Here is a 20,392-nt window from a genome sequence, read left to right on the forward strand (position 1 = left end):
AAAATGAGTAATGTGTCAGCTTATTATTCCACCAGGTAAAAAGATAACAATATGAGTAATTCAAAGGTTTTTGGCAGTACTTTGATCATTGCCGGTACAACCATTGGGGCTGGCATGCTGGCACTTCCGATTGCATCTGCCGGTTTAGGCTTTTCCACCTCCTTGATGATCATGGTGGGGATGTGGGCTTTAATGGCGTACACCGCATTATTAATGTTAGAGCTTCATCAACATGCCGATTATGACGCAACCCTACACACTTTAGCGAAACAGTTTCTGGGTGAAAAAGGCAAATGGATTGCGACCTTTGCCATGCTATTTTTATTTTATGCGTTATGTGCCGCTTACATTGCTGGTGGTGGTGGTCAGTTTAACGCCAAGCTATATAACTGGTTTTCTCTTGATGTCTCGAGCGGTTTAGGCACCGTCATTTTTACACTATTAATCGCCTCTATTGTCACCTTTGGGACGCATTCTGTTGATCGAGTTAATCGAGTGTTGTTTACCTGTAAGCTGATCGCGATGGCAACCATGTTGTTTTTCTTAACCCCTAATATTGAAGCGGTGAATTTAGTCAACATGCCATTAGAAAAAGGACTGGTTGTGGCGGCTTTGCCAGTAATTTTTACCTCTTTTGGCTTTCACGGGAGCATTCCTGCGGTGGTACGCTATTTAGAATTAGACATGAAGGCCTTAAAGAAAGTGATGCTCTGCGGCTCTTTATTGCCATTAATTGTCTACATCTTATGGCAATTCGCAACCTTGGGTGTGGTGAATCAAGCGACCTTATCACAAGCTTCAGATGTGAGCTCTTTAGTGAATATCTTATCTCAAGTGATTCATAACAGCATGATTTCGCAGATTGTGTCTGTCTTTGCTGACCTTGCGTTGATTACTTCATTTTTAGGGGTGAGCTTGGGCTTGTTTGAATTTTTAGGGGATAGCTTAAATAAGCGACAAACCAAAAAAGGCCGTGTGGCGATCGCTTTCGTGACTTTTTTGCCTCCACTAGGCTTTGCTTTGTTCTACCCACAAGGTTTTATTATGGCGTTAGGTTATGCTGCTATTGCTTTGGCTATTTTAGCCATTCTATTACCGGTTGCTATGGTAGTGAAATCACGTCAACAGCATCATGAAACTCAAGCCTTTACAGTGAGCGGTGGTAAACCTGCATTAATATTTACCTTGTTAATGGGCGTGGTTATTATCGGGGTGCAGTTGTTGATCAGTGCAGGGGTGTTACCGGCGATTGGGTAATATCGGTATTCGTAACAGACCGCTGCGCTTCTCTAAGCGAGGAAAAGCACAAGCAGGAAAGCCGAGATATGGGGACGCTGCGCTAGGGAACCGAAAAGAATTATTGACATTAGTTGGTCTCGCAGCACAATCCTCTCGGCTCTCGGCTCTCGGCTCTCGGCTCTCGGCTCTCGGCTCTCGGCTCTCGGCTCTCGGCTCTCGGCTCTCGGCTCTCGGCTCTCGGCTCTCGGCTCTCGGCTCTCGGCTCTCGGCTCTCGGCTCTCGGCTCTCGGCTCTCGGCTCTTATCTTTATCGAGTCACAAGCAGCGTAGCGCCCGAATAACGAAACTCGCGTATAAAAAAAGCCACTGAACTTTCATTCAGTGGCTTTGTGGATTTTGGCTTGTTGTAAAACGAAAGACGATTAACGCGTACCGTAAACGACGATGGTTTTACCGTGAGCTGAAATCAGATTTTGCTCTTCTAGCATCTTCAAGATACGGCCAACAGTTTCGCGTGAACAGCCAACAATTTGACCAATTTCTTGGCGAGTGATCTTGATTTGCATACCATCAGGGTGAGTCATCGCATCAGGTTGTTTCGCTAAGTTCAACAGAGTTTGAGCGATACGACCCGTTACGTCTAGGAAAGCTAAGTCACCCACTTTCTGGCTAGTAATCTGTAGGCGTTTAGCCATTTGACCAGAAAGACGCATTAAGATATCTGGATTCACTTGGATAAGTTGGCGGAATTTCTTAAATGAAATTTCAGCGACTTCACAAGGTGATTTTGCACGGACCCAAGCGGTACGCTCTTGGTCTTCTTCAAATAGGCCTAATTCGCCAATGAAGTCACCTTGGTTCAAGTAAGACAAAATCATCTCTTTGCCTTCTTCATCTTTGATTAATACAGCCACTGAACCCTTCACGATGTAATACAGAGTTTCTGCTTTCTCACCGGCGTGAATCAAAGTACTTTTTGATGGGTACTTATGGATATGACAGTGCGATAGAAACCACTCTAATGTTGGGTCAGTTTGAGGTTTACCTAGAACCATAATTTGTTACTTCCTCTACAAGGCTTGCTCAGTGTTGAGTCATCCATCCTGAGACCGTCTGGACGGGTCACATAAAATAGGTGCTAATTTTCTTAGCTGTAAGACTTTTACAGTTGGTCTTAAATACTACCCCTTTCTTCATCGGATTTCTTGATTTTGATCGACCAAGAATGGGGTTTTTGACTGCCAAAATGTGTTCGAAATCACAGACTCGACAGTAAGTGTGCTCTCGCTAGCATTTCTAGTCGATTTTCCCTGTTTCGATTAATTGATGTAATAACGGTTGGATGATGAGTTCCATAGCAAAACTCATTTTTCCGCCCGGTACCACTAGGGTGTTATGGCGCGACATGAATGAACCATCAATCATGGCGAGTAAATAAGGAAAGTCGACATTTTTAATGCCACGTAAGCGGATCACCACAAAACTTTCATCGAGACTGGGGATTCCTTTTGCATTGAGTGGATTGGAGGTATCCACGGTTGGAACGCGTTGAAAGTTAATGTGAGTGCGTGAAAATTGTGGCGTTATGTAATTAAGGTAGTCATCCATTGAACGCACAATCGAGTCCATCACAGCTTCTCGTGAATGGCCGCGATCGCGGGTATCACGCACAAATTTTTGAATCCATTCCAAGTTAACGATCGGCACCATACCAATCAGAAAATCGACGTGTTTCGACACGCTGACCTCGCCATCGACGACGCCGCCATGTAAACCTTCGTAGAATAAAACATCGGTATTTTCAGGCAGATCTTGCCAAGGGGTAAAGGTACCTGGCATTTGGTTATAGGGGACGGCTTCATCAAAACTGTGTAGATAACGGCGCACTTTACCGGTGCCATCTTGCCCATATTGCTTGAAAAAATGCGCGAGAGCGGGGAAGTCATTGGCTTCGGGGCCAAAATAGCTGATGTGCTTGCCTTGCTCTTTGGCTTTACGAATGGCGATGTCCATTTCTGGGCGCGTATAACGATGAAAGCTATCGCCTTCAACCCAAGAAGCTTGAATGCCCATCATATTGAACATTTTACGGAAGGTTTCTGAGGTGGTGGTGGTTCCTGCACCTGATGAACCCGTAACCGCAATGATCGGGTGTTTTGCCGACATAATAATCCTTTATTGCGACTTAATTATGTCCCACAGTGTAGAGGAATGACGGCAAAGAATAAATAGGAGAGCGTGAGAGGTTAGTTGAGATCCCGAATCGATTTGATATCGACGCTTTCATGGAGCTCGGAAAAAACAATAACAACACTGCCAGCTTGGAGTTGTGTTTTGACTTGTTTGATTTTGGTCTCAAGTGTGGTTTCTTGGAGGCCGTAATCGGTTCCTTCTCGTAAAATAAATTCTTTGATTAAATTATCGAGTGTCTCGGGCTGAATCTCTTGCCAAGGAATGATCATGGTACTGCCTTATCCATTGATTGGGGTTATCGAGCCGTATTATAAAAAATCTCACACAGATGTTCAGCCCCAACCTTATGACAATAGAGATGGGTCATGGGTTGGCCAGAACGAGGAGAAAGGTCCATTTGATTAATGCAATGGACCAAATCTGATTGCTGTTGGCGTTCTAGTTGCAGTTCAAACTGTAAAGATTCACGATATAGGGTGTCGGGCAAATGCGGTTTGGCTTTGCGACGATAATAACGAAATTGCTCTAATAAGTGTTCCGTACGTTCAATCGCTGCATCAAGTTGTTGCCATTGTTGCTCTGATAGGGCGAGTTGGTGTTCATCTAACCATTTCAGTAACAACACCAAATTGACTTTGCCATGGTATTGGTTTTGTAAATGCAAACAAGCTTCTTTAATTTTGCGCACGCCATAATGTTGCAAACTAAATTGCCATAGGCGTTCAAAGGTGAGAGGCAGCGGTTGATATTGGGTCATATTATGAGCTTAAGCTTTCCAGTTCTTCCTGTAAGGCCATCCACTCCATCTCAATGTCTTCCAATTGAGACTTGCTGGAGGCTTGTTGCGCTAATACTTCTGTCAGTTTAGCTTTATTTTCATCTTGATAGAGTGATACATCGCCTAATTGTTGTTCGGCAGCGGCTAACTCTAGGCTTAGTTTGTCCATTTTTGCTTCGAGTTGTGTCAGTTTTTTGCGAATTGGTGCCGTTTGTTTACGTAATTCGGCTTCTAAACGCTTTTGCTCTTTACGTGCGGCAGCGCTGTTTTGACTGGGCTCGCTGTTGACGGGGTCTTGCGTGTCTTTTTTCTCTTGTTTTTGTTGTTCGGTTAACCATTTGTAATAGTCGCCTAAATCGCCATCAAAAGGCACAACCTGTTTGTCATCGACTAAGTATAAGTCATCGGTGGTGGCACGCAGTAAATAGCGGTCGTGGCTGACAATCACCATAGCGCCTTCAAACGTTTGCAGTGCCATCGTCAGAGCTTGGCGCATGTCGAGATCTAGGTGGTTAGTTGGTTCATCGAGTAATAAGAGGTTAGGTTTTTGCCACACCACTAACGCTAAGACTAAACGAGCTTTTTCCCCACCAGAAAACGGAGCGACTTTATCGAGGGCTTTATCACCGATGAACCCAAAGCTGCCTAAGTAATCTCGTAATTGTTGTTCGGTATGATTGGGCGCAATCTGCATCATGTGTTGTAGCGGTGTTTCTTCTGGATGCAAGGTTTCTAATTGATGCTGAGCAAAGTAGCCAATTTTCACCCCTTGTGAATAAGTGAGATCGCCACTTTGCGGTTTGAGTTCACTGGAGAGTAATTTGATTAACGTCGATTTACCTGCGCCATTACGGCCTAATAAGCCAATACGGCTGCCAGGAACCAAATTCAAACGAATGTGTTTTAAAATGAGATTATCGCCATAACCTGCTGATACTTGGTCCATCATGATGATTGGATTTGGCAAGGCTGCGGGCTCACGAAACTCAAAGCTAAATGGGTTATCAAATTGCGCAGGAAGGACTTTTTCCATTTTCTCTAACGCTTTAATGCGGCTTTGGGCTTGGCGTGCTTTGGAGGCCTTGTAGCGGAAGCGGTCGATATAACTTTGCATATGCGCCATTTGTTTTTGTTGTTTGGCATACATGGCTTGTTGTTGCATTAATTTTTGAGCACGTTGATTTTCAAAGGAAGAGTAGTTACCTGTGTATTCATTGAGTAACTGGTTTTCCACGTGGATGATTCGCCCCACGATAGGGTCAAGAAAATCGCGGTCGTGCGAGATCAAAATCAAAGTGCCCGGGTAGTTTTGTAGCCACTTTTCCAACCACAGTACGGCATCCAAATCTAAGTGGTTGGTTGGTTCATCGAGCAGTAACAAATCAGAGCGACATAACAAGGCTTGCGCTAAGTTTAATCGCATTCGCCAACCACCAGAAAATTGGGTGAGATTCCATTGCATCTGCTCTTGGCTAAAGCCTAAACCATTCAGCAATTCTGCAGCACGAGATTTAATGGTATAGCCACCGACCGTCTCTAATTTGCCATGTAACTCGGCAACTAAGGTGCCATTATCCGCTTGTTCGGCTGCGGCTAAGTCTTGCTCTAATTGGCGATATTCGCGATCACCATCAATTACGTATTCTAATGCGGCACGTTCTAATGCTGGGGTTTCTTGAGCAACCCAAGCTAATTCCCACTGGGCTGGCATTTGAAAATTGCCAGCATCGATAGAAAGCTCATTTTTTAACAACGCAAATAAGGTGGATTTACCGCAACCATTTTTTCCAACTAAACCGACTTTGTCACCGGGGTGAATAGTTGCAGAGGCTTGATCTAATAGAGGTTTACCACCGCGCAGTAATTGAATATTGGAAAATGTAATCATAAAGGTCTTATTTAGAGTTGCTGTTAGGAATCGTTGAAGGAGGTTGTTTTGTTACGCTGAGAATATTAGGGGTTTAATGGATAAATGTCGATCATTATACGAATTAGGATATGATGAATTATTTGTTGAAGAGTTGTTAATTGCAGCAATAAAATGAGCGTTCATACTAGTAGTAAGAACTAATAGTAAAAACTAATAGTAAAAACTAATAGTAAGAAATAGCCGTTGCTAGTGAGAAAATGGTCACTGCTAAAGCAATAAGCAAGGCAAGAAGAGAGGAGTAACAATGTCGAAGACCAAGGAATCTCCAGAGGAGATAGGTTCTCATGTGAACGAGTCAAAAGTTAACCCTCGTGTGTTAGTGATTTATGCTCACCCTGATCCAGATAATTCTATTGCTAATCAAATGTTATTAAAAGCCGCGCAAGGGTTATCCAATGTCACTATTCATGACTTATATGGTCGATATCCGGATTTTTTCATTGATGTGGCAGCTGAGCATCGTTTGCTTTTAGAGCACGATGTGATTGTCTTTCAGCATCCTCTTTTTATGTATTCTTGTCCGGCATTAATGAAAGAGTGGATGGATACGGTGCTTGGTAAAGGGTTTGCGTTTGGCAAGGGCGCAGCCTTAAAAGGTAAATATTGGCGCAGCATAGTGACTGCCGGAGGATCAAAAGAGGCATTTTCAACAAGAGGTTATAACCAGTATCCATTAGAGCAGATTTTGCAGCCTTTTGAGTTAACCGCAAAATTGTGTCAAATGCATTGGGTTGAACCTATGGTTTTATATTGGGCGCGTAATGTTGATAAGGCGACCCGTATTGAGCATGCGCAAGCGTATCGTTCTTGGTTACTCCATCCGATTGAATTACAAAAAGTAGAAAGGAACGCTTGATGGCATCAACAATGGATTTTTTAAACAGTGGCGTGGTGTTTTTAGCCGCCGCCGTGGTTACGGTTCCCTTAGCGCAACGCTTAGGTTTAGGGTCGGTTTTAGGCTATTTAATTGCTGGTATCGTCATTGGGCCATGGGGATTGGGCTTGATCAGCGATGTTGATAGCGTGATGCACTTTTCTGAGCTGGGCGTGGTGTTGTTGCTGTTTTTAATTGGTTTGGAATTGAACCCGAAAAAATTATGGCAAATGCGAATGCCTATTTTAGGGCTTGGTGGTGCTCAAGTAGTAGTGACTACCTTTGCCATCTCGGCGATTGCCAATGCTTTTGGGGTGAGCTGGCAAAACAGTTTAGTCATTGGGATGGGCCTGGCCTTATCGTCGACGGCCATCGCATTGCGAGTGATTGAAGAACAAGGTCTAGCCGGCACTGAAACGGGCCAGTCAGGTTTTGCGGTATTGCTTTTTCAAGATATCGCGGTGATCCCGATGTTGGCTTTGTTGCCTTTATTGGCGGGCAATGTCGGAGGCGATTGGTTAGATGCAGTTTGGATGATTGGGGGAATTAGCGCCCTGTTAGTCGGAGGGCATTATTTATTAAGACCCATTTTCCGTTATGTGGTGATGAGCCGCGTCAGAGAGCTATTTACTGTGGCCGCCTTATTATTAGTGATTGGGATTTCGGTGTTAATGAGTAAGCTGGGGTTATCGATGGCCCTAGGCACTTTCTTAGCTGGGGTGTTGTTAGCGGAAAGTGAATATCGCCATGAACTAGAAACCGCTATCGAACCCTTTAAAGGGCTATTGCTTGGCCTGTTTTTTATGTCGGTCGGCATGGCGGTCAATCTCGAACTATTAATCTCGTACCCCATTAAAATTATTGCCGCTGTGCTTGCGTTAGTGTCGATTAAGGGGCTGATTTTATATGTGCTTGCTCGCTTAATGGGAACACGTTCAAAAGCTCGTAGTCGAATGGCCGCGATTTTGAGCCAAGGAGGCGAGTTTGCTTTTGTGCTCTTTACCGCTGCCAAAGGTCATGGTTTATTAGGGCCTGAATTGAGTTCATTTTTATTGGTTGTGGTCAGCTTATCGATGATGACCACGCCGCTACTCTTATTGGCTCAGCATAAGTGGTTTAATCGCACCATCAATAGCCAAGAAGAGATGCAATCTGATGTGGTAAATGAAGAGCCTCGAGTCATTGTGGCGGGCTTTGGACGCTTTGGACAAGTTGTCGGGCGTTTACTGTATGCCAATAAAATACGCATTACGATTTTAGAAAGTGATGCCAGTCAAATTCAATTGCTGCGCAAATTTGGCTATAAAGTGTATTACGGTGATGCGACTCAACTGGATCTGCTTCGGGCTGCTGGAGCTGAGCAAGCCGAGGCCATTGCAATTTGTACCGACTCCCCAGAAGAAGTACTTAAAATCGCTGAATTGTGTAAGCATCATTTCCCTCATTTAAAAGTGCTGGCACGTGCGCGCAGTCGCATTGAAGCTTATCAACTGCTTAATCTAGGGGTGACCTTGTTCTCGCGAGAAACCTTCTTAGGGGCTTTGGATCTTGGCAGACAAGTATTAACAGAATTAGGCATGCATCCTTATCAAGCCAAGCGAGCTGAAGCGCATTTTAGAAAACTAGATACCGCTATGCTTAAAGAGTTATTACCTCAACATGCAGAAGATAAAGAGGTAGGAATTAAGGCGAGGGAAGTGCGTCAAGAATTGGAAGAGATTTTTGACCGAGAAATGGAAAGCGAACGTAAAATCCAGAATTACTGGGATTAGTTGATAAGTTAAGGCGGAATTGCAGCATGAAGAAAAGATTTATTGCCGGAGCTAAATGCCCACTCTGTGAACAAACAGACAGCTTGCGAGTATGGGAAGAGAATCAAATTGAAGTCGTGGAATGTGTCGAGTGTGATTATGTGGAACAAAAAACGCCTCAAGTTGTTGAAAAAACACCACACCAAGCCGAACAATTGATTGGGATTTTTAAACCAGAGTGAAAGCCATAATAAAAGAAAGAGATGAAGAAGGTGGTTTGGATAGAAAAATAATCACCTTTAGCGATTGAAATCTGCAAAGCTTATCCCCATTATCTTGCAAATAGAGATTAAGTGCTCACATTCTCACGCTTAATCTGAATTTGGAGCGAATATGAAAATTGAAAAAAACGTTGTTGTTAGCTTGGCATACCAAGTGAAAGTTGAAGATGGTGTTGTGGTTGACCAATCAACGGTTGATGCGCCATTAGATTACCTACACGGCCATAACAACCTAATCACTGGTTTGGAAAAAGAGCTTGAAGGTAAAGTTGCCGGTGACAAATTCACAGCAACTATTGCTCCAGAAGACGCTTACGGTGAGCACAATGAAGGCCTAGTGCAACGTGTTCCTGCAAACGTATTCCACGGTGTAGATGAAATTGAAGTGGGCATGCGTTTCTTAGCAGATACCGACCAAGGTCAAATCCCAGTAGAAATCACTGAAGTCGATGGTGATGAAGTGGTGGTAGATGGTAACCACATGCTAGCAGGCCAAACACTTACATTTGATGTTGAAGTTGTGGCAGTTCGCGCGGCGACTGAAGAAGAAATGGCGCACGGTCATGTGCATCAAGCGGGTCACCACCATGACCACGATGGTGATTGCTGTGGCGGTCATGATCACGAAGAGAAAAAAGAAGGCTGTGATGGCAACGGCGGTTGTGGCTGTTCTCACTAATCTTTTAAAAAACGCCAACTGAAGAGTTGGCGTTTTTGTTAATGAAGTTACGCTCATCATTTCAGTGAATAGGATTCACTAAATGGATTAAGAGTTAAATGGATTAATACCTCAATGGGCTAATACTTCAATGGATCAATAATGAGGAGGGGGTGTTTCCTCTGACGCGTCCGCTAAATGAGAAGCATCAAGGTTTTTCACTTTACCCACCACAAATTTCATTTGATCTTGCATACGAGAAATCAAGATCTGCTGTTGGCTTAAGGCATCATTAAGGTCATTGATGGTTTGCTCTTGAAAAGCCACTTGGCACTCAAGATCATCAATACGTTGTTTTAATTCCAGCTCTAGGTTATCTGAATGCATGCTGTTTACTTTAGTGATAAAAGAAAGTGAGAGTATACCTGAAACATTCAGGTCTGTAGAAGTTTGATGCAACGTAAGTGTTCAATAGAGAGGCGCTACGAAGAAAGGGCCTGAAAAGAAAAAGAAAATTCATACTTTCATGATACATTTTTCTACTTTTGTTGAACTTTGTTCTAAAAATACAGTCATCTACCAAGTGCTTGGAATAAGTCCATGGTAGTGTAGAAACAAGAGATATCCTGATTGAGGATATTCAAACATCACATCATTTAGAAGCATTCATAGTCGTGGAAGCACTAGAATTTGTAGTGGAAGCGATAAAATTTCTAGGTGTTGTTACAATAATTTTTTTAAATCATAACGATGGCTTGCCATCACGCTGGAGAAGTGAATGAAACCGATTTTTAAAGTATCTCTGTTAGCTGCAACTGTTTTATTAGCGGTTGGCTGCCAGAAAGAAGAATCTAAAGACGCACAACAAGCGGCGCCGAAAGCGGAACAAACGCAATCAGCTGCAGCATCCACTTTATACAAAACGGATGATGAAAAAGCGGCGTATGCGATTGGTGTTTCTTTTGCGAACTACTTAAATACCAGCATTGAAAAACCATCAGAAATTGGCATCAATTTAGATAAAGATATCGTCCTAAAAGGGATTGAAGATGTGTTTGCGCAAAAAGCAGGCATGACAGAAGAAGAAACTCATCAAGCATTACAAGCTTTAGATAAACGTGTTTCTGAGAAGATGCAAGCTCAAGCAGCAGAAAAAGCGGCTGCAGCGAAAAAAGCAGGCGATGAGTTCCGCGCGAACTTTGCCAAAGAAGAAGGCGTGAAGAAAACCGATTCTGGCATTCTTTACAAAGTAGAGAAAGAAGGCGAGGGCATGTCTCCTAAAGCCACGGATACTGTCGTAGTCAACTATGAAGGTACTTTGGTCGACGGAACTAAATTCGACAGCTCTTACGACCGTAAAGAGCCTGCGACTTTCCCATTGAATCGAGTGATCCCAGGTTGGACTGAAGCGGTACAATTAATGAAGGTTGGCTCAAAATACAAAGTGGTTATCCCGCCTGAGTTGGCTTACGGTGAGCAAGATACACCAACGATTCCAGCTAACTCAACGTTAGTTTTCGAAATTGAGTTGATGTCAGTAAAATCAGCAGACGCACCACAAGCACCAGCTGCTAAGTAATTCAATTTACGATTAAATTTTTAAGGCTCATCAGGTGATGGGCCTTTTTTATTCCCGCTCAATTTGATAAAAATTTGTTCTAAATCATCATAATGCGGTTAGAGCAATGCCTAATTCAAATTTTCTGATAAACTTACACTAATTTGTTTAATTGTTCAGCGCTGTGGCTGGGCATTTATCTCGGTGAATTAATCAAGAAGTAGCAAGAGGTGCCTGTGAGTCAATCTGAAGTTGTGCATTCTGAAGCATTATTAGAAATGGAATCTGTACATGTAATGCCCTTTACCGAGCAAGATAAAACGATACTGCATTCTTATGAAGCGGTGGTAGATGGACTAGCCAGTTTAATCGGTAGCTACTGTGAAATCGTACTGCATTCTTTAGAAGACCTACACACTTCTGCCATCAAAATTGCCAATGGTGAAAACACCGGTCGTCAAGTGGGGTCACCCATTACCGATTTAGCATTAAAAATGCTCAAAGATATTGAAGGTTCGCAGCGTAATTTTTCCCGTTCTTACTTTACGCGTGCCAAAGGTGGCGTATTGATGAAGTCGATTACGATTGCGATCCGTAATGCCGATAACCGTGTGATTGGCTTGTTGTGTATTAATATCAATTTAGATGCCCCATTCTCACAAGTATTGCATGCTTTTATGCCAACCGCAGAAGCGGAAGAAGCAGCGTCATCGGTGAACTTTGCCAGTGATGTAGAAGAGCTGGTGGATCAAACGGTTGAGCGCACGATCGAAGAAATCAATGCTGATAAGTCGGTATCCAATAACACTAAAAACCGTCAGATCGTGATGGATCTGTATGATAAAGGGATCTTTGATATTAAAGATGCCATTAACCGAGTTGCGGATCGTCTTAATATCTCTAAGCACACGGTCTACCTTTATATTCGTCAACGTAAAATTGAGGATGGTGAAAAGTGAGCCAAGCGTCGTTAACTTACACTTTGGTCGTCAATGGTTCAGTGTATGGTAGCCAGTCCGCTCGTCATGCCTATCAATTTGCTTGCGCCTTGCTCGAAAAAGGACATCAATTGGTTAGCGTATTCTTTTATCAAGATGGTGTACATAATGCCTCTGGTTTGGTCCTTCCTGCCAATGATGAGTTTGATCTGACCAAAGCATGGCAACAACTAAGCCAGCGTCATCAGGTGCGCTTAGAGGCCTGTGTAGCGGCATCATTAAGGCGAGGGATTGTGGATCGTCATGAAGCCGAGACGCATGCTCTCGATTCAAGTAATGTGGCAGCTGGTTTTGAGCTGGCTGGGCTGGGAAGCTTATCAGAAGCATTGTTGACTCAAGATAGGGTGGTGCAATTTTAATGCGTTTAGGTTTTGTTTTTCGTTCGTATCCACATACGACGGCAAAAGGTCGTGAAGGCTTAGATGCCTTATTAGCGGCATCGGCATATTGTGAAGATATTGAGGTATTTTTTATCGGCGCTGGAGTGACGCAATTGATAGGCTCACAGCAACCTGAGAAAATAAAGTCACGTGATTATATTGCCGCTTTTAAATTGCTTGAACTGTATGATATTGAAAAAGTTTTTGTGTGTGAATCGTCGCTGCAAGCATATCAGCTAACGAGCCAAGCCTTAGTGATAGACACGCAAACATTGAATCCACAACAAATAGCTGACAAGCTGCAACAATGTCATAAGATCATGACGTATTAATAGGATCTTAGTGATGCTGCATATTATAAAAACTCACACTGGGCTGCTTGATTCATTGCCATTGATCCAAGCTGATGATGACATTTTACTCATTGAAGACGCTGTTTATGCTTTATTTCGTCAGGATGGGTTATTTGAATCACTAAAGGATCGTCAAGATCAAGTCTATGTGCTAGAAGAAGATGCTTGCGCAAGAGGCTTAAATCTTGAAGCGATGAAGTTATTTCAAAATGTTGATTTTATTGGTTTTGTTTTGTTAACTGAGCAACACCTTCAATCGATGACTTGGGATTAAATCCCGCTTTGAATTCCTTGAGATTCGCTTAAAATAAAAAAACTCTCTCGCAAGATTGTATATTTCTTGACACACGCCCCCTTGATGCATAAAATTTCGCGTCCTTATTTCTCACTTCAATGTTATTTGAAGGTGAATAAGGATTAGATTTTTCACAAGCTTATTTTCGTAAATCAGGAGCTATTTAATGGCAACTATTAACCAGTTGGTACGCAAGCCACGTGCAAAGCAAGTTGTTAAAAGCAACGTGCCTGCACTAGAAGCGTGTCCACAAAAACGTGGTGTATGTACTCGTGTATATACTACTACTCCTAAAAAACCGAACTCAGCATTACGTAAAGTATGTCGTGTTCGTTTAACTAACGGCTTTGAAGTTACTTCATACATCGGCGGTGAAGGTCATAACCTTCAAGAGCACTCAGTTGTTCTAATCCGTGGTGGTCGTGTTAAAGATTTACCAGGTGTGCGTTACCACACCGTTCGCGGCGCTCTTGACTGTGCTGGCGTTAACGACCGTAAACAAGGTCGTTCTAAGTATGGTGTTAAACGTCCTAAGTCTTAATAGCTATTCTGTAATAACAGAAAGCGTTAAGTAAGGCCAAACACTACAATTATTGTATTTTGATGAAACTGAAAAGTTTTGGATAACCTGAAGAAGACAACGGAGAAACATCCATGCCACGTCGTCGCGTAATTGGTCAGCGTAAGATCCTTCCAGATCCTAAATTCAAATCTGAATTGCTGGCAAAATTTGTAAACATCCTTATGGTTGATGGTAAGAAATCAACTGCTGAAAAAATTGTTTACACTGCACTAGATACTATGGCTGAGAAATCTGGTAAAGATCACTTAGCTGTATTTGAAGAAGCTCTTGAAAATGTACGTCCAGCGGTAGAAGTTAAATCTCGCCGTGTGGGTGGTTCAACTTACCAAGTACCTGTAGAGGTTCGTCCGGTTCGCCGTAACGCACTTGCTATGCGTTGGTTGGTTGAAGCTGCGCGTAAGCGTGGTGAAAAATCTATGGCAATGCGCCTAGCTGCTGAAATGCTAGATGCGTCAGAAAACAAAGGTACTGCTGTTAAGAAACGTGAAGACGTTCACCGTATGGCAGACGCGAACAAAGCGTTCGCACACTACCGTTGGTAATCAGCTACTTGTTAGCCGACTTATAACGTTAGTTATACCTTCTGTGCTGCGGGGATTCCCGCAGCACATTTTTACTATTTATCGATCTCAAATTAAGTTAGATAAATGGTTTGAACAACCTAAGGGTTTCCTTAGTAAGAGGATACAATCGTGGCTCGTAAAACTCCTATTGAGCGCTACCGTAACATCGGTATCTGTGCGCACGTAGATGCAGGTAAAACAACCACAACTGAGCGTATTCTGTTCTACACAGGCCTTTCTCATAAAATTGGTGAAGTTCACGATGGCGCTGCAACCATGGACTGGATGGAGCAGGAGCAAGAGCGTGGTATCACTATCACATCTGCTGCTACGACTACTTTCTGGCGTGGTATGGAAGCTCAGTTCGAAGAACATCGCGTCAATATCATTGATACCCCTGGACACGTTGACTTTACGATCGAAGTAGAGCGCTCTTTGCGTGTACTTGATGGAGCAGTGGTGGTTTTTTGTGGATCATCTGGTGTTGAACCTCAGTCTGAAACTGTATGGCGTCAAGCGGACAAATATCACGTACCTCGTATCGTGTTCGTGAACAAAATGGACCGTGCCGGTGCAGATTTCTTGCGCGTTGTAAACCAAATTAAAAATCGTCTTGGTGCGACTCCGGTTCCAATCCAATTAAATATTGGTGCAGAAGAAGAGTTTAAGGGTGTCATCGACCTTATCAAGATGAAAGCTATTAACTGGAATGAAGCCGATCAAGGCATGACCTTCACATACGAAGAAATTCCGGCTGATATGCAAGAACTCGCTGATGAATGGCGTAGCCACTTAGTGGAAGCGGCTGCAGAAGCCACAGAAGAGTTGATGGATAAATACCTTGAAGGTGAAGAGCTCAGTGAAGCTGAAATCAAGCAAGCACTACGCGCTCGTACTTTGAACAACGAGATTGTATTAGCAACTTGTGGTTCCGCTTTCAAAAATAAAGGCGTACAAGCTGTACTTGATGCGGTGATTGACTACTTACCATCACCCACTGAAGTGCCTTCAATTAAAGGTATTGATGAAGATGAGAATGAAGTTGAGCGTCATGCAGACGACAACGAACCATTTGCAGCTCTTGCCTTCAAAATTGCAACTGACCCATTTGTGGGAACGTTAACCTTCATGCGTGTGTATTCCGGTAAAGTCAACTCTGGTGATACGGTATACAACTCAGTGAAGCAAAAGCGTGAGCGTTTTGGACGTATTGTTCAAATGCACTCAAACAAGCGCGAAGAAATTAAAGAAGTATTAGCAGGCGATATCGCTGCAGCAATTGGCTTAAAAGATGTGACCACCGGTGATACCTTATGTGATCAAAACCATAAAGTGATCCTTGAGCGCATGGAATTCCCTGAGCCAGTGATTCAAATTGTTGTTGAACCGCGTTCGACTGCTGACCAAGATAAAATGGCTATTGCTTTAGGCAAATTAGCCGCAGAAGACCCATCTTTCCGCGTGGAAACTGATGATGAAACTGGCCAAACCTTGATTTCAGGTATGGGTGAGCTTCACTTAGATATCATCGTTGATCGGATGAAGCGCGAATTCAGTGTTGACTGCAATGTAGGTAAACCTCAAGTGGCATACCGTGAAACCATTCGTGGTAAAGCGGAAGTCGAAGGCAAATTTATTCGTCAATCAGGTGGCCGTGGCCAATACGGTCATGTATGGCTTAAGCTTGAACCATCTGAACCAGGTGAAGGATTTGTATTTGTTGACGAGATCGTGGGCGGTGCTGTTCCTCGTGAATTCATCAGTTCAGTATCGAAAGGTATTGAAGAACAAATGAACAATGGTGTACTTGCTGGTTATCCTGTAATGGATATTAAGGCAACCTTGTTCGATGGTTCATACCACGATGTCGACTCAAGTGAGATGGCATTTAAAATTGCTGGCTCAATGGCATTCAAAAAAGGCGCGTTGGAAGCACAACCTGTGTTACTCGAGCCTATGATGAAAGTTGAAGTGACCACCCCTGAAGACTGGATGGGGGATGTTGTTGGTGATCTAAACCGTCGTCGCGGCATTATTGAAGGAATGGAAGAAGGTTATGGCGGCTTGAAAATTATCCGAGCCCAAGTACCATTATCTGTGATGTTTGGTTACGCAACCGACTTACGTTCTGCAACTCAAGGCCGTGCATCATACTCGATGGAATTTTCTGAGTATGCTGAAGTGCCTAAAAATGTTGCTGAAGCAATCATTGCAGAGCGCGGTTAAGGTTTAAATTAATGATCTTTTTCATAGAGATCTGCCGACTTAAACCATGAATCTATTGCGTTGATGAAAATTGACGCATAAAATAGCAAATTCTGGCGCGTTTTGACTTAAACTATGTCAAAACGAATCATAACTAGGAAGGAACACGATTGTGTCTAAAGAAAAATTTGAACGTACGAAACCGCACGTAAACGTTGGTACTATCGGCCACGTTGACCACGGTAAAACCACTCTAACTGCAGCTATCTGTACTACACTTTCTAAAGTGTACGGCGGTTCAGCTCGTGACTTCGCGTCAATCGATAACGCTCCTGAAGAGCGTGAGCGCGGTATCACAATCGCTACTTCTCACGTAGAGTACGATACTCCAACTCGTCACTACGCACACGTTGACTGCCCAGGACACGCCGATTATGTTAAAAACATGATCACTGGTGCTGCGCAAATGGACGGTGGTATCCTAGTTGTTGCTGCAACTGACGGTCCTATGCCTCAAACTCGTGAGCACATCCTACTTGGTCGCCAAGTTGGTATCCCTTACATCATCGTATTCATGAACAAATGTGACATGGTTGATGATGAAGAGCTTCTAGAGCTAGTTGAAATGGAAGTTCGTGAACTTCTATCTGAGTACGACTTCCCAGGTGATGATCTACCAGTAATCCAAGGTTCAGCTCTAGGCGCACTAAACGGCGAAGAGCAATGGGAAGCGAAAATCATTGAGCTTGCAGAAGCACTAGATTCTTACATTCCTGAGCCAGAGCGTGCAGTAGACCAACCATTCCTACTACCAATTGAAGACGTGTTCTCAATCCAAGGTCGTGGTACGGTTGTAACTGGTCGTATCGAGCGTGGTATCCTACGCGTAGGTGACGAAGTAGAAATCGTTGGTATCAAAGATACTACAGTAACTACATGTACTGGTGTTGAAATGTTCCGTAAACTGCTTGACGAAGGTCGTGCAGGTGAGAACGTTGGTGCACTTCTACGTGGTACTAAACGTGATGACGTAGAGCGCGGTCAAGTACTAGCAGCTCCTAAATCAATCAACCCACACACAACTTTCGAATCAGAAGTATACGTACTTTCGAAAGATGAAGGTGGTCGTCACACTCCATTCTTCAAAGGTTACCGTCCACAGTTCTACTTCCGTACAACTGACGTAACTGGCGACATTCAACTACCAGAAGGTGTTGAAATGGTAATGCCTGGTGATAACGTACAAATGACTGTTACTCTAATCGCACCAATCGCGATGGACGAAGGTCTACGTTTCGCTATCCGTGAAGGTGGCCGTACAGTTGGTGCTGGTGTTGTTGCTAAAGTTATCGCTTAATTGCTGATAGCTAACAACCGTTAGTACTAATAAAAAAAGGGGAGCTTAAGCTTCCCTTTTTTGTATCCTAAATGACACTCCTCTCGGCTCTCGGCTCTCGGCTCTCGGCTCTCGGCTCTCGGCTCTCGGCTCTCGGCTCTCGGCTCTCGGCTCTATTTTCTTTTCTCGATTAATTTTCAAACAACACTTGCATCCCGTTTTGTGATCTGTATAATGCACGGCTCTGGTTTAGCCAGTTGTGAACCAATGAGCAGCGAGGATTCGTGTTAACACTCTTAATCTTTCAGAGATTATTCGGTGATTTAACCATAATGTATACTCAGCTTATGTTCGCAGTTAATAAAAATTAGTCACCTAGTTATCTAGATAATAGTTAAATAGTTTCTGATAGAAATTAACTGACAATGTACCCAATAAGGGCACTACGGTTTCACATAAATCAATCGGCATTCCTGCGAATTTACGCAGTTGAGTGGCGATATTGTTTGTGTAATTAATTAATTGGAGCTCTGTCTCATGCAGAACCAACGTATTCGTATCCGCCTAAAGGCTTTCGATTATCGTCTAATCGATCAGTCAACTGCGGAAATCGTTGAAACAGCAAAGCGCACCGGCGCACAGGTTCGTGGTCCTATTCCACTACCTACTCGTAAAGAGCGTTTCACTGTTCTTATTTCTCCTCACGTCAACAAAGACGCACGTGACCAGTACGAAATCCGTACTCACAAGCGTTTAATCGACATCGTTGAACCAACAGATAAAACTGTTGATGCACTGATGCGTTTAGATCTTGCTGCTGGCGTTGATGTTCAAATCAGCCTAGGTTAAGGGAGAAGAAATAATGATTGGTCTAGTCGGTCGTAAAGTGGGTATGACCCGCGTATTTACCGAAGAAGGCGTTTCTATCCCTGTAACAGTTGTTGAGGTTGAAGCTAACCGTGTTTCTCAAGTACGTACACTTGAAAACGATGGTTACTCTGCAATCCAAGTAACTGCAGGTGCTAAGAAAGCTAACCGTGTATCTAAGCCTGAAGCTGGTCACTTTGCGAAAGCAGGTGTTGAAGCAGGCCGCGGTCTTTGGGAATTCCGTTTAGAAAACGGTGAAGAGTTTGAAGTTGGCGCTGAGCTAAACGTAGAACTTTTCAATGAAATCAAAAAAGTAGACGTTACTGGTACATCTAAAGGTAAAGGTTTCCAAGGCGCAGTTAAGCGTTGGAATTTCCGTACTCAAGATATGACTCATGGTAACTCTTTGTCTCACCGTGCTCCGGGTTCAATTGGCCAATGTCAAACTCCAGGTCGCGTGTTTAAAGGCAAAAAAATGGCTGGTCACATGGGTGCTGAGCGTGTAACGACTCAAAACCTAGAGATCGTACGTGTTGACGCTGAGCGCAATCTGCTTCTTATTAAAGGTGCAGTACCTGGTGCTATCGGTGGCAACGTAATCGTAAAACCAGCTGTTAAAGCATAACGTCTAGGAGTAAGTAATGGAATTGATGGTTAAAGGTGCTGATGCACTAACTGTTTCCGAGACTACTTTCGGACGTGAGTTTAACGAAGCTCTTGTACACCAAGTAGTTGTTGCATACGCAGCAGGTGCTCGTCAAGGTACTCGTGCTCAAAAGACTCGTTCTGAAGTATCTGGTGGTGGCGCTAAACCATGGCGTCAAAAAGGTACTGGCCGTGCGCGTGCTGGTACAATCCGTAGCCCAATCTGGCGTACAGGTGGTGTTACTTTTGCTGCTAAGCCTCAAAACTACAGCCAAAAAGTAAACAAAAAAATGTACCGCGGTGCTATGAAAGCAATTCTTTCTGAATTAGTTCGTCAAGAGCGTTTAATCGTTGTTGATAACTTCTCAGTTGAAGCGCCAAAAACTAAAGACCTAGTTGCTAAGCTTAAAGATCTTGAGCTAAACGATGTATTAATCGTAACTAGCGAAGTAGACGAGAATCTATTCTTAGCTGCTCGTAACCTTTACAAAGTTGATGCACGTGATGTAGCTGGTATTGATCCAGTAAGTCTAATCGCATTTGACAAGGTTCTAATGACTGCAGAAGCAGTTAAGCAAGTTGAGGAGATGCTGGCATGATCAGTGAAGAGCGTCTACTAAAAGTTCTACGTGCTCCGCACATCTCTGAAAAAGCGACAATGGCTGCTGAAAAAGCAAACACTATCGTTTTTAAAGTTGCAACTAACGCAACTAAAAAAGAGATCAAAGCAGCTGTAGAAAAGCTATTTGAAGTTGAAGTTAAGTCTGTAAATACCCTAGTTCTTAAGGGTAAGACCAAACGTCAAGGTATGCGTGAAGGCCGTCGTTCAGACGTGAAAAAAGCTTACGTTACTTTGAAAGAAGGTCAAGACCTTGACTTCGTTGGCGGTGCTGAGTAACAGGAGTA

The 20,392-nt window shown here is 43.4% G+C and carries 24 protein-coding genes; 18 read left to right on the forward strand and 6 right to left on the reverse strand.

Annotated features, from left to right (window positions below; genetic code table 11):
- The first annotated feature begins 51 nt into the window (after nucleotides 1–51).
- On the forward strand, nucleotides 52–1,257 hold the full coding sequence (locus VCA1004_RS01205) for an aromatic amino acid transport family protein (RefSeq protein ID WP_086982042.1): 1,206 nt from the start codon (nucleotides 52–54) through the stop codon (nucleotides 1,255–1,257).
- Between the two features lie 403 nt (nucleotides 1,258–1,660).
- On the opposite strand, the gene crp is transcribed toward VCA1004_RS01205, so the two are convergent.
- From crp to VCA1004_RS01235, 5 genes are all read right to left on the reverse strand, one after another.
- Entirely contained in the window at nucleotides 1,661–2,293 is a 633-nt protein-coding gene (gene crp, locus VCA1004_RS01215) for a cAMP-activated global transcriptional regulator CRP (protein WP_086982043.1), read from the reverse strand.
- A 241-nt stretch (nucleotides 2,294–2,534) separates the two neighbouring features.
- The gene (locus tag VCA1004_RS01220; protein ID WP_086982044.1) at nucleotides 2,535–3,404 is read right to left on the reverse strand and encodes a phosphoribulokinase; all 870 of its coding nucleotides are present in this window, start codon (nucleotides 3,402–3,404) and stop codon (nucleotides 2,535–2,537) included.
- Between the two features lie 80 nt (nucleotides 3,405–3,484).
- The gene (locus VCA1004_RS01225) at nucleotides 3,485–3,700 is read right to left on the reverse strand and encodes a YheU family protein (RefSeq protein ID WP_086982045.1); all 216 of its coding nucleotides are present in this window, start codon (nucleotides 3,698–3,700) and stop codon (nucleotides 3,485–3,487) included.
- Nucleotides 3,701–3,726: 26 nt separating this feature from the next.
- On the reverse strand, nucleotides 3,727–4,188 hold the full coding sequence (locus VCA1004_RS01230) for a TIGR02444 family protein (protein WP_086982046.1): 462 nt from the start codon (nucleotides 4,186–4,188) through the stop codon (nucleotides 3,727–3,729).
- A 1-nt stretch (nucleotide 4,189) separates the two neighbouring features.
- Complete coding sequence (locus VCA1004_RS01235; protein ID WP_086982047.1) at nucleotides 4,190–6,097, reverse strand: ABC transporter ATP-binding protein; 1,908 nt, start codon at nucleotides 6,095–6,097, stop codon at nucleotides 4,190–4,192.
- A gap of 286 nt (nucleotides 6,098–6,383) precedes the next feature.
- Here VCA1004_RS01235 and kefG point away from each other — a divergent pair, with 286 nt between their 5' ends.
- The 4 genes from kefG (at nucleotide 6,384) to slyD (ending at nucleotide 9,724) form a co-directional block, all read left to right on the forward strand.
- On the forward strand, nucleotides 6,384–6,995 hold the full coding sequence (gene kefG, locus VCA1004_RS01240) for a glutathione-regulated potassium-efflux system ancillary protein KefG (RefSeq protein WP_086982048.1): 612 nt from the start codon (nucleotides 6,384–6,386) through the stop codon (nucleotides 6,993–6,995).
- Nucleotides 6,995–8,785, forward strand: a complete 1,791-nt coding sequence (kefB, locus tag VCA1004_RS01245) for a glutathione-regulated potassium-efflux system protein KefB (protein ID WP_086982049.1) — start codon at nucleotides 6,995–6,997, stop codon at nucleotides 8,783–8,785. Before kefG ends, kefB begins: the two co-directional genes overlap by 1 nt.
- Before the next feature lie 26 nt (nucleotides 8,786–8,811).
- On the forward strand, nucleotides 8,812–9,006 hold the full coding sequence (locus VCA1004_RS01250) for a YheV family putative zinc ribbon protein (protein WP_086982050.1): 195 nt from the start codon (nucleotides 8,812–8,814) through the stop codon (nucleotides 9,004–9,006).
- A gap of 151 nt (nucleotides 9,007–9,157) precedes the next feature.
- Nucleotides 9,158–9,724, forward strand: a complete 567-nt coding sequence (slyD, locus tag VCA1004_RS01255) for a peptidylprolyl isomerase (RefSeq protein WP_086982051.1) — start codon at nucleotides 9,158–9,160, stop codon at nucleotides 9,722–9,724.
- 135 nt (nucleotides 9,725–9,859) lie between these two features.
- Here the strand turns inward: slyD and VCA1004_RS01260 are convergent, their stop codons facing one another.
- Complete coding sequence (locus tag VCA1004_RS01260) at nucleotides 9,860–10,090, reverse strand: SlyX family protein (protein WP_086982052.1); 231 nt, start codon at nucleotides 10,088–10,090, stop codon at nucleotides 9,860–9,862.
- A gap of 391 nt (nucleotides 10,091–10,481) precedes the next feature.
- Here VCA1004_RS01260 and fkpA point away from each other — a divergent pair, with 391 nt between their 5' ends.
- From fkpA to rplW, 13 genes are all read left to right on the forward strand, one after another.
- Nucleotides 10,482–11,282, forward strand: coding sequence for an FKBP-type peptidyl-prolyl cis-trans isomerase (gene fkpA, locus VCA1004_RS01265; RefSeq protein ID WP_086982053.1), 801 nt, complete (start codon nucleotides 10,482–10,484; stop codon nucleotides 11,280–11,282).
- A gap of 257 nt (nucleotides 11,283–11,539) precedes the next feature.
- Complete coding sequence (locus VCA1004_RS01270) at nucleotides 11,540–12,220, forward strand: helix-turn-helix transcriptional regulator (RefSeq protein WP_408646889.1); 681 nt, start codon at nucleotides 11,540–11,542, stop codon at nucleotides 12,218–12,220.
- A complete protein-coding gene (gene tusD / locus VCA1004_RS01275; RefSeq protein ID WP_086982055.1) occupies nucleotides 12,217–12,618 on the forward strand; it encodes a sulfurtransferase complex subunit TusD in 402 nt (133 codons plus the stop codon). Before VCA1004_RS01270 ends, tusD begins: the two co-directional genes overlap by 4 nt.
- Nucleotides 12,618–12,971: a sulfurtransferase complex subunit TusC gene (gene tusC / locus VCA1004_RS01280; RefSeq protein ID WP_086982056.1), complete on the forward strand. Its 354-nt coding sequence runs from the start codon at nucleotides 12,618–12,620 to the stop codon at nucleotides 12,969–12,971. The genes tusD and tusC overlap by 1 nt, the downstream gene beginning before the upstream one ends.
- Nucleotides 12,972–12,984: 13 nt before the next feature.
- On the forward strand, nucleotides 12,985–13,266 hold the full coding sequence (gene tusB / locus VCA1004_RS01285; RefSeq protein WP_086982057.1) for a sulfurtransferase complex subunit TusB: 282 nt from the start codon (nucleotides 12,985–12,987) through the stop codon (nucleotides 13,264–13,266).
- Between the two features lie 187 nt (nucleotides 13,267–13,453).
- A complete protein-coding gene (gene rpsL / locus VCA1004_RS01290; protein WP_004399892.1) occupies nucleotides 13,454–13,828 on the forward strand; it encodes a 30S ribosomal protein S12 in 375 nt (124 codons plus the stop codon).
- Between the two features lie 113 nt (nucleotides 13,829–13,941).
- Nucleotides 13,942–14,412, forward strand: a complete 471-nt coding sequence (gene rpsG / locus VCA1004_RS01295) for a 30S ribosomal protein S7 (protein ID WP_027696492.1) — start codon at nucleotides 13,942–13,944, stop codon at nucleotides 14,410–14,412.
- 150 nt (nucleotides 14,413–14,562) lie between these two features.
- On the forward strand, nucleotides 14,563–16,659 hold the full coding sequence (gene fusA, locus VCA1004_RS01300; protein WP_086982058.1) for an elongation factor G: 2,097 nt from the start codon (nucleotides 14,563–14,565) through the stop codon (nucleotides 16,657–16,659).
- Nucleotides 16,660–16,810: 151 nt separating this feature from the next.
- A complete protein-coding gene (tuf, locus tag VCA1004_RS01305) occupies nucleotides 16,811–17,995 on the forward strand; it encodes an elongation factor Tu (RefSeq protein ID WP_086981798.1) in 1,185 nt (394 codons plus the stop codon).
- 516 nt (nucleotides 17,996–18,511) lie between these two features.
- The gene (gene rpsJ, locus VCA1004_RS01310) at nucleotides 18,512–18,823 is read left to right on the forward strand and encodes a 30S ribosomal protein S10 (protein ID WP_086982059.1); all 312 of its coding nucleotides are present in this window, start codon (nucleotides 18,512–18,514) and stop codon (nucleotides 18,821–18,823) included.
- Between the two features lie 13 nt (nucleotides 18,824–18,836).
- On the forward strand, nucleotides 18,837–19,466 hold the full coding sequence (gene rplC / locus VCA1004_RS01315) for a 50S ribosomal protein L3 (protein WP_086982060.1): 630 nt from the start codon (nucleotides 18,837–18,839) through the stop codon (nucleotides 19,464–19,466).
- A gap of 16 nt (nucleotides 19,467–19,482) precedes the next feature.
- Entirely contained in the window at nucleotides 19,483–20,085 is a 603-nt protein-coding gene (rplD, locus tag VCA1004_RS01320; RefSeq protein ID WP_086982061.1) for a 50S ribosomal protein L4, read from the forward strand.
- On the forward strand, nucleotides 20,082–20,384 hold the full coding sequence (rplW, locus tag VCA1004_RS01325) for a 50S ribosomal protein L23 (protein ID WP_086982062.1): 303 nt from the start codon (nucleotides 20,082–20,084) through the stop codon (nucleotides 20,382–20,384). The genes rplD and rplW overlap by 4 nt, the downstream gene beginning before the upstream one ends.
- The last annotated feature ends 8 nt before the right edge of the window (nucleotides 20,385–20,392 follow it).

The organism is Vibrio aphrogenes, assembly GCF_002157735.2.
Taxonomy (GTDB): domain Bacteria; phylum Pseudomonadota; class Gammaproteobacteria; order Enterobacterales; family Vibrionaceae; genus Vibrio; species Vibrio aphrogenes.

Coding starts and splice junctions, on each gene's coding strand:
- VCA1004_RS01205 (WP_086982042.1), top strand. CDS start 52: ATGAGTAATTCAAAGGTTTTTGGCAGTACTTTGATCATTGCCGGTACA.
- crp (WP_086982043.1), bottom strand. CDS start 2,293: ATGGTTCTAGGTAAACCTCAAACTGACCCAACATTAGAGTGGTTTCTA.
- VCA1004_RS01220 (WP_086982044.1), bottom strand. CDS start 3,404: ATGTCGGCAAAACACCCGATCATTGCGGTTACGGGTTCATCAGGTGCA.
- VCA1004_RS01225 (WP_086982045.1), bottom strand. CDS start 3,700: ATGATCATTCCTTGGCAAGAGATTCAGCCCGAGACACTCGATAATTTA.
- VCA1004_RS01230 (WP_086982046.1), bottom strand. CDS start 4,188: ATGACCCAATATCAACCGCTGCCTCTCACCTTTGAACGCCTATGGCAA.
- VCA1004_RS01235 (WP_086982047.1), bottom strand. CDS start 6,097: ATGATTACATTTTCCAATATTCAATTACTGCGCGGTGGTAAACCTCTA.
- kefG (WP_086982048.1), top strand. CDS start 6,384: ATGTCGAAGACCAAGGAATCTCCAGAGGAGATAGGTTCTCATGTGAAC.
- kefB (WP_086982049.1), top strand. CDS start 6,995: ATGGCATCAACAATGGATTTTTTAAACAGTGGCGTGGTGTTTTTAGCC.
- VCA1004_RS01250 (WP_086982050.1), top strand. CDS start 8,812: ATGAAGAAAAGATTTATTGCCGGAGCTAAATGCCCACTCTGTGAACAA.
- slyD (WP_086982051.1), top strand. CDS start 9,158: ATGAAAATTGAAAAAAACGTTGTTGTTAGCTTGGCATACCAAGTGAAA.
- VCA1004_RS01260 (WP_086982052.1), bottom strand. CDS start 10,090: ATGCATTCAGATAACCTAGAGCTGGAATTAAAACAACGTATTGATGAT.
- fkpA (WP_086982053.1), top strand. CDS start 10,482: ATGAAACCGATTTTTAAAGTATCTCTGTTAGCTGCAACTGTTTTATTA.
- VCA1004_RS01270 (WP_408646889.1), top strand. CDS start 11,540: ATGGAATCTGTACATGTAATGCCCTTTACCGAGCAAGATAAAACGATA.
- tusC (WP_086982056.1), top strand. CDS start 12,618: ATGCGTTTAGGTTTTGTTTTTCGTTCGTATCCACATACGACGGCAAAA.
- tusB (WP_086982057.1), top strand. CDS start 12,985: ATGCTGCATATTATAAAAACTCACACTGGGCTGCTTGATTCATTGCCA.
- rpsL (WP_004399892.1), top strand. CDS start 13,454: ATGGCAACTATTAACCAGTTGGTACGCAAGCCACGTGCAAAGCAAGTT.
- rpsG (WP_027696492.1), top strand. CDS start 13,942: ATGCCACGTCGTCGCGTAATTGGTCAGCGTAAGATCCTTCCAGATCCT.
- rpsJ (WP_086982059.1), top strand. CDS start 18,512: ATGCAGAACCAACGTATTCGTATCCGCCTAAAGGCTTTCGATTATCGT.
- rplC (WP_086982060.1), top strand. CDS start 18,837: ATGATTGGTCTAGTCGGTCGTAAAGTGGGTATGACCCGCGTATTTACC.
- rplD (WP_086982061.1), top strand. CDS start 19,483: ATGGAATTGATGGTTAAAGGTGCTGATGCACTAACTGTTTCCGAGACT.
- rplW (WP_086982062.1), top strand. CDS start 20,082: ATGATCAGTGAAGAGCGTCTACTAAAAGTTCTACGTGCTCCGCACATC.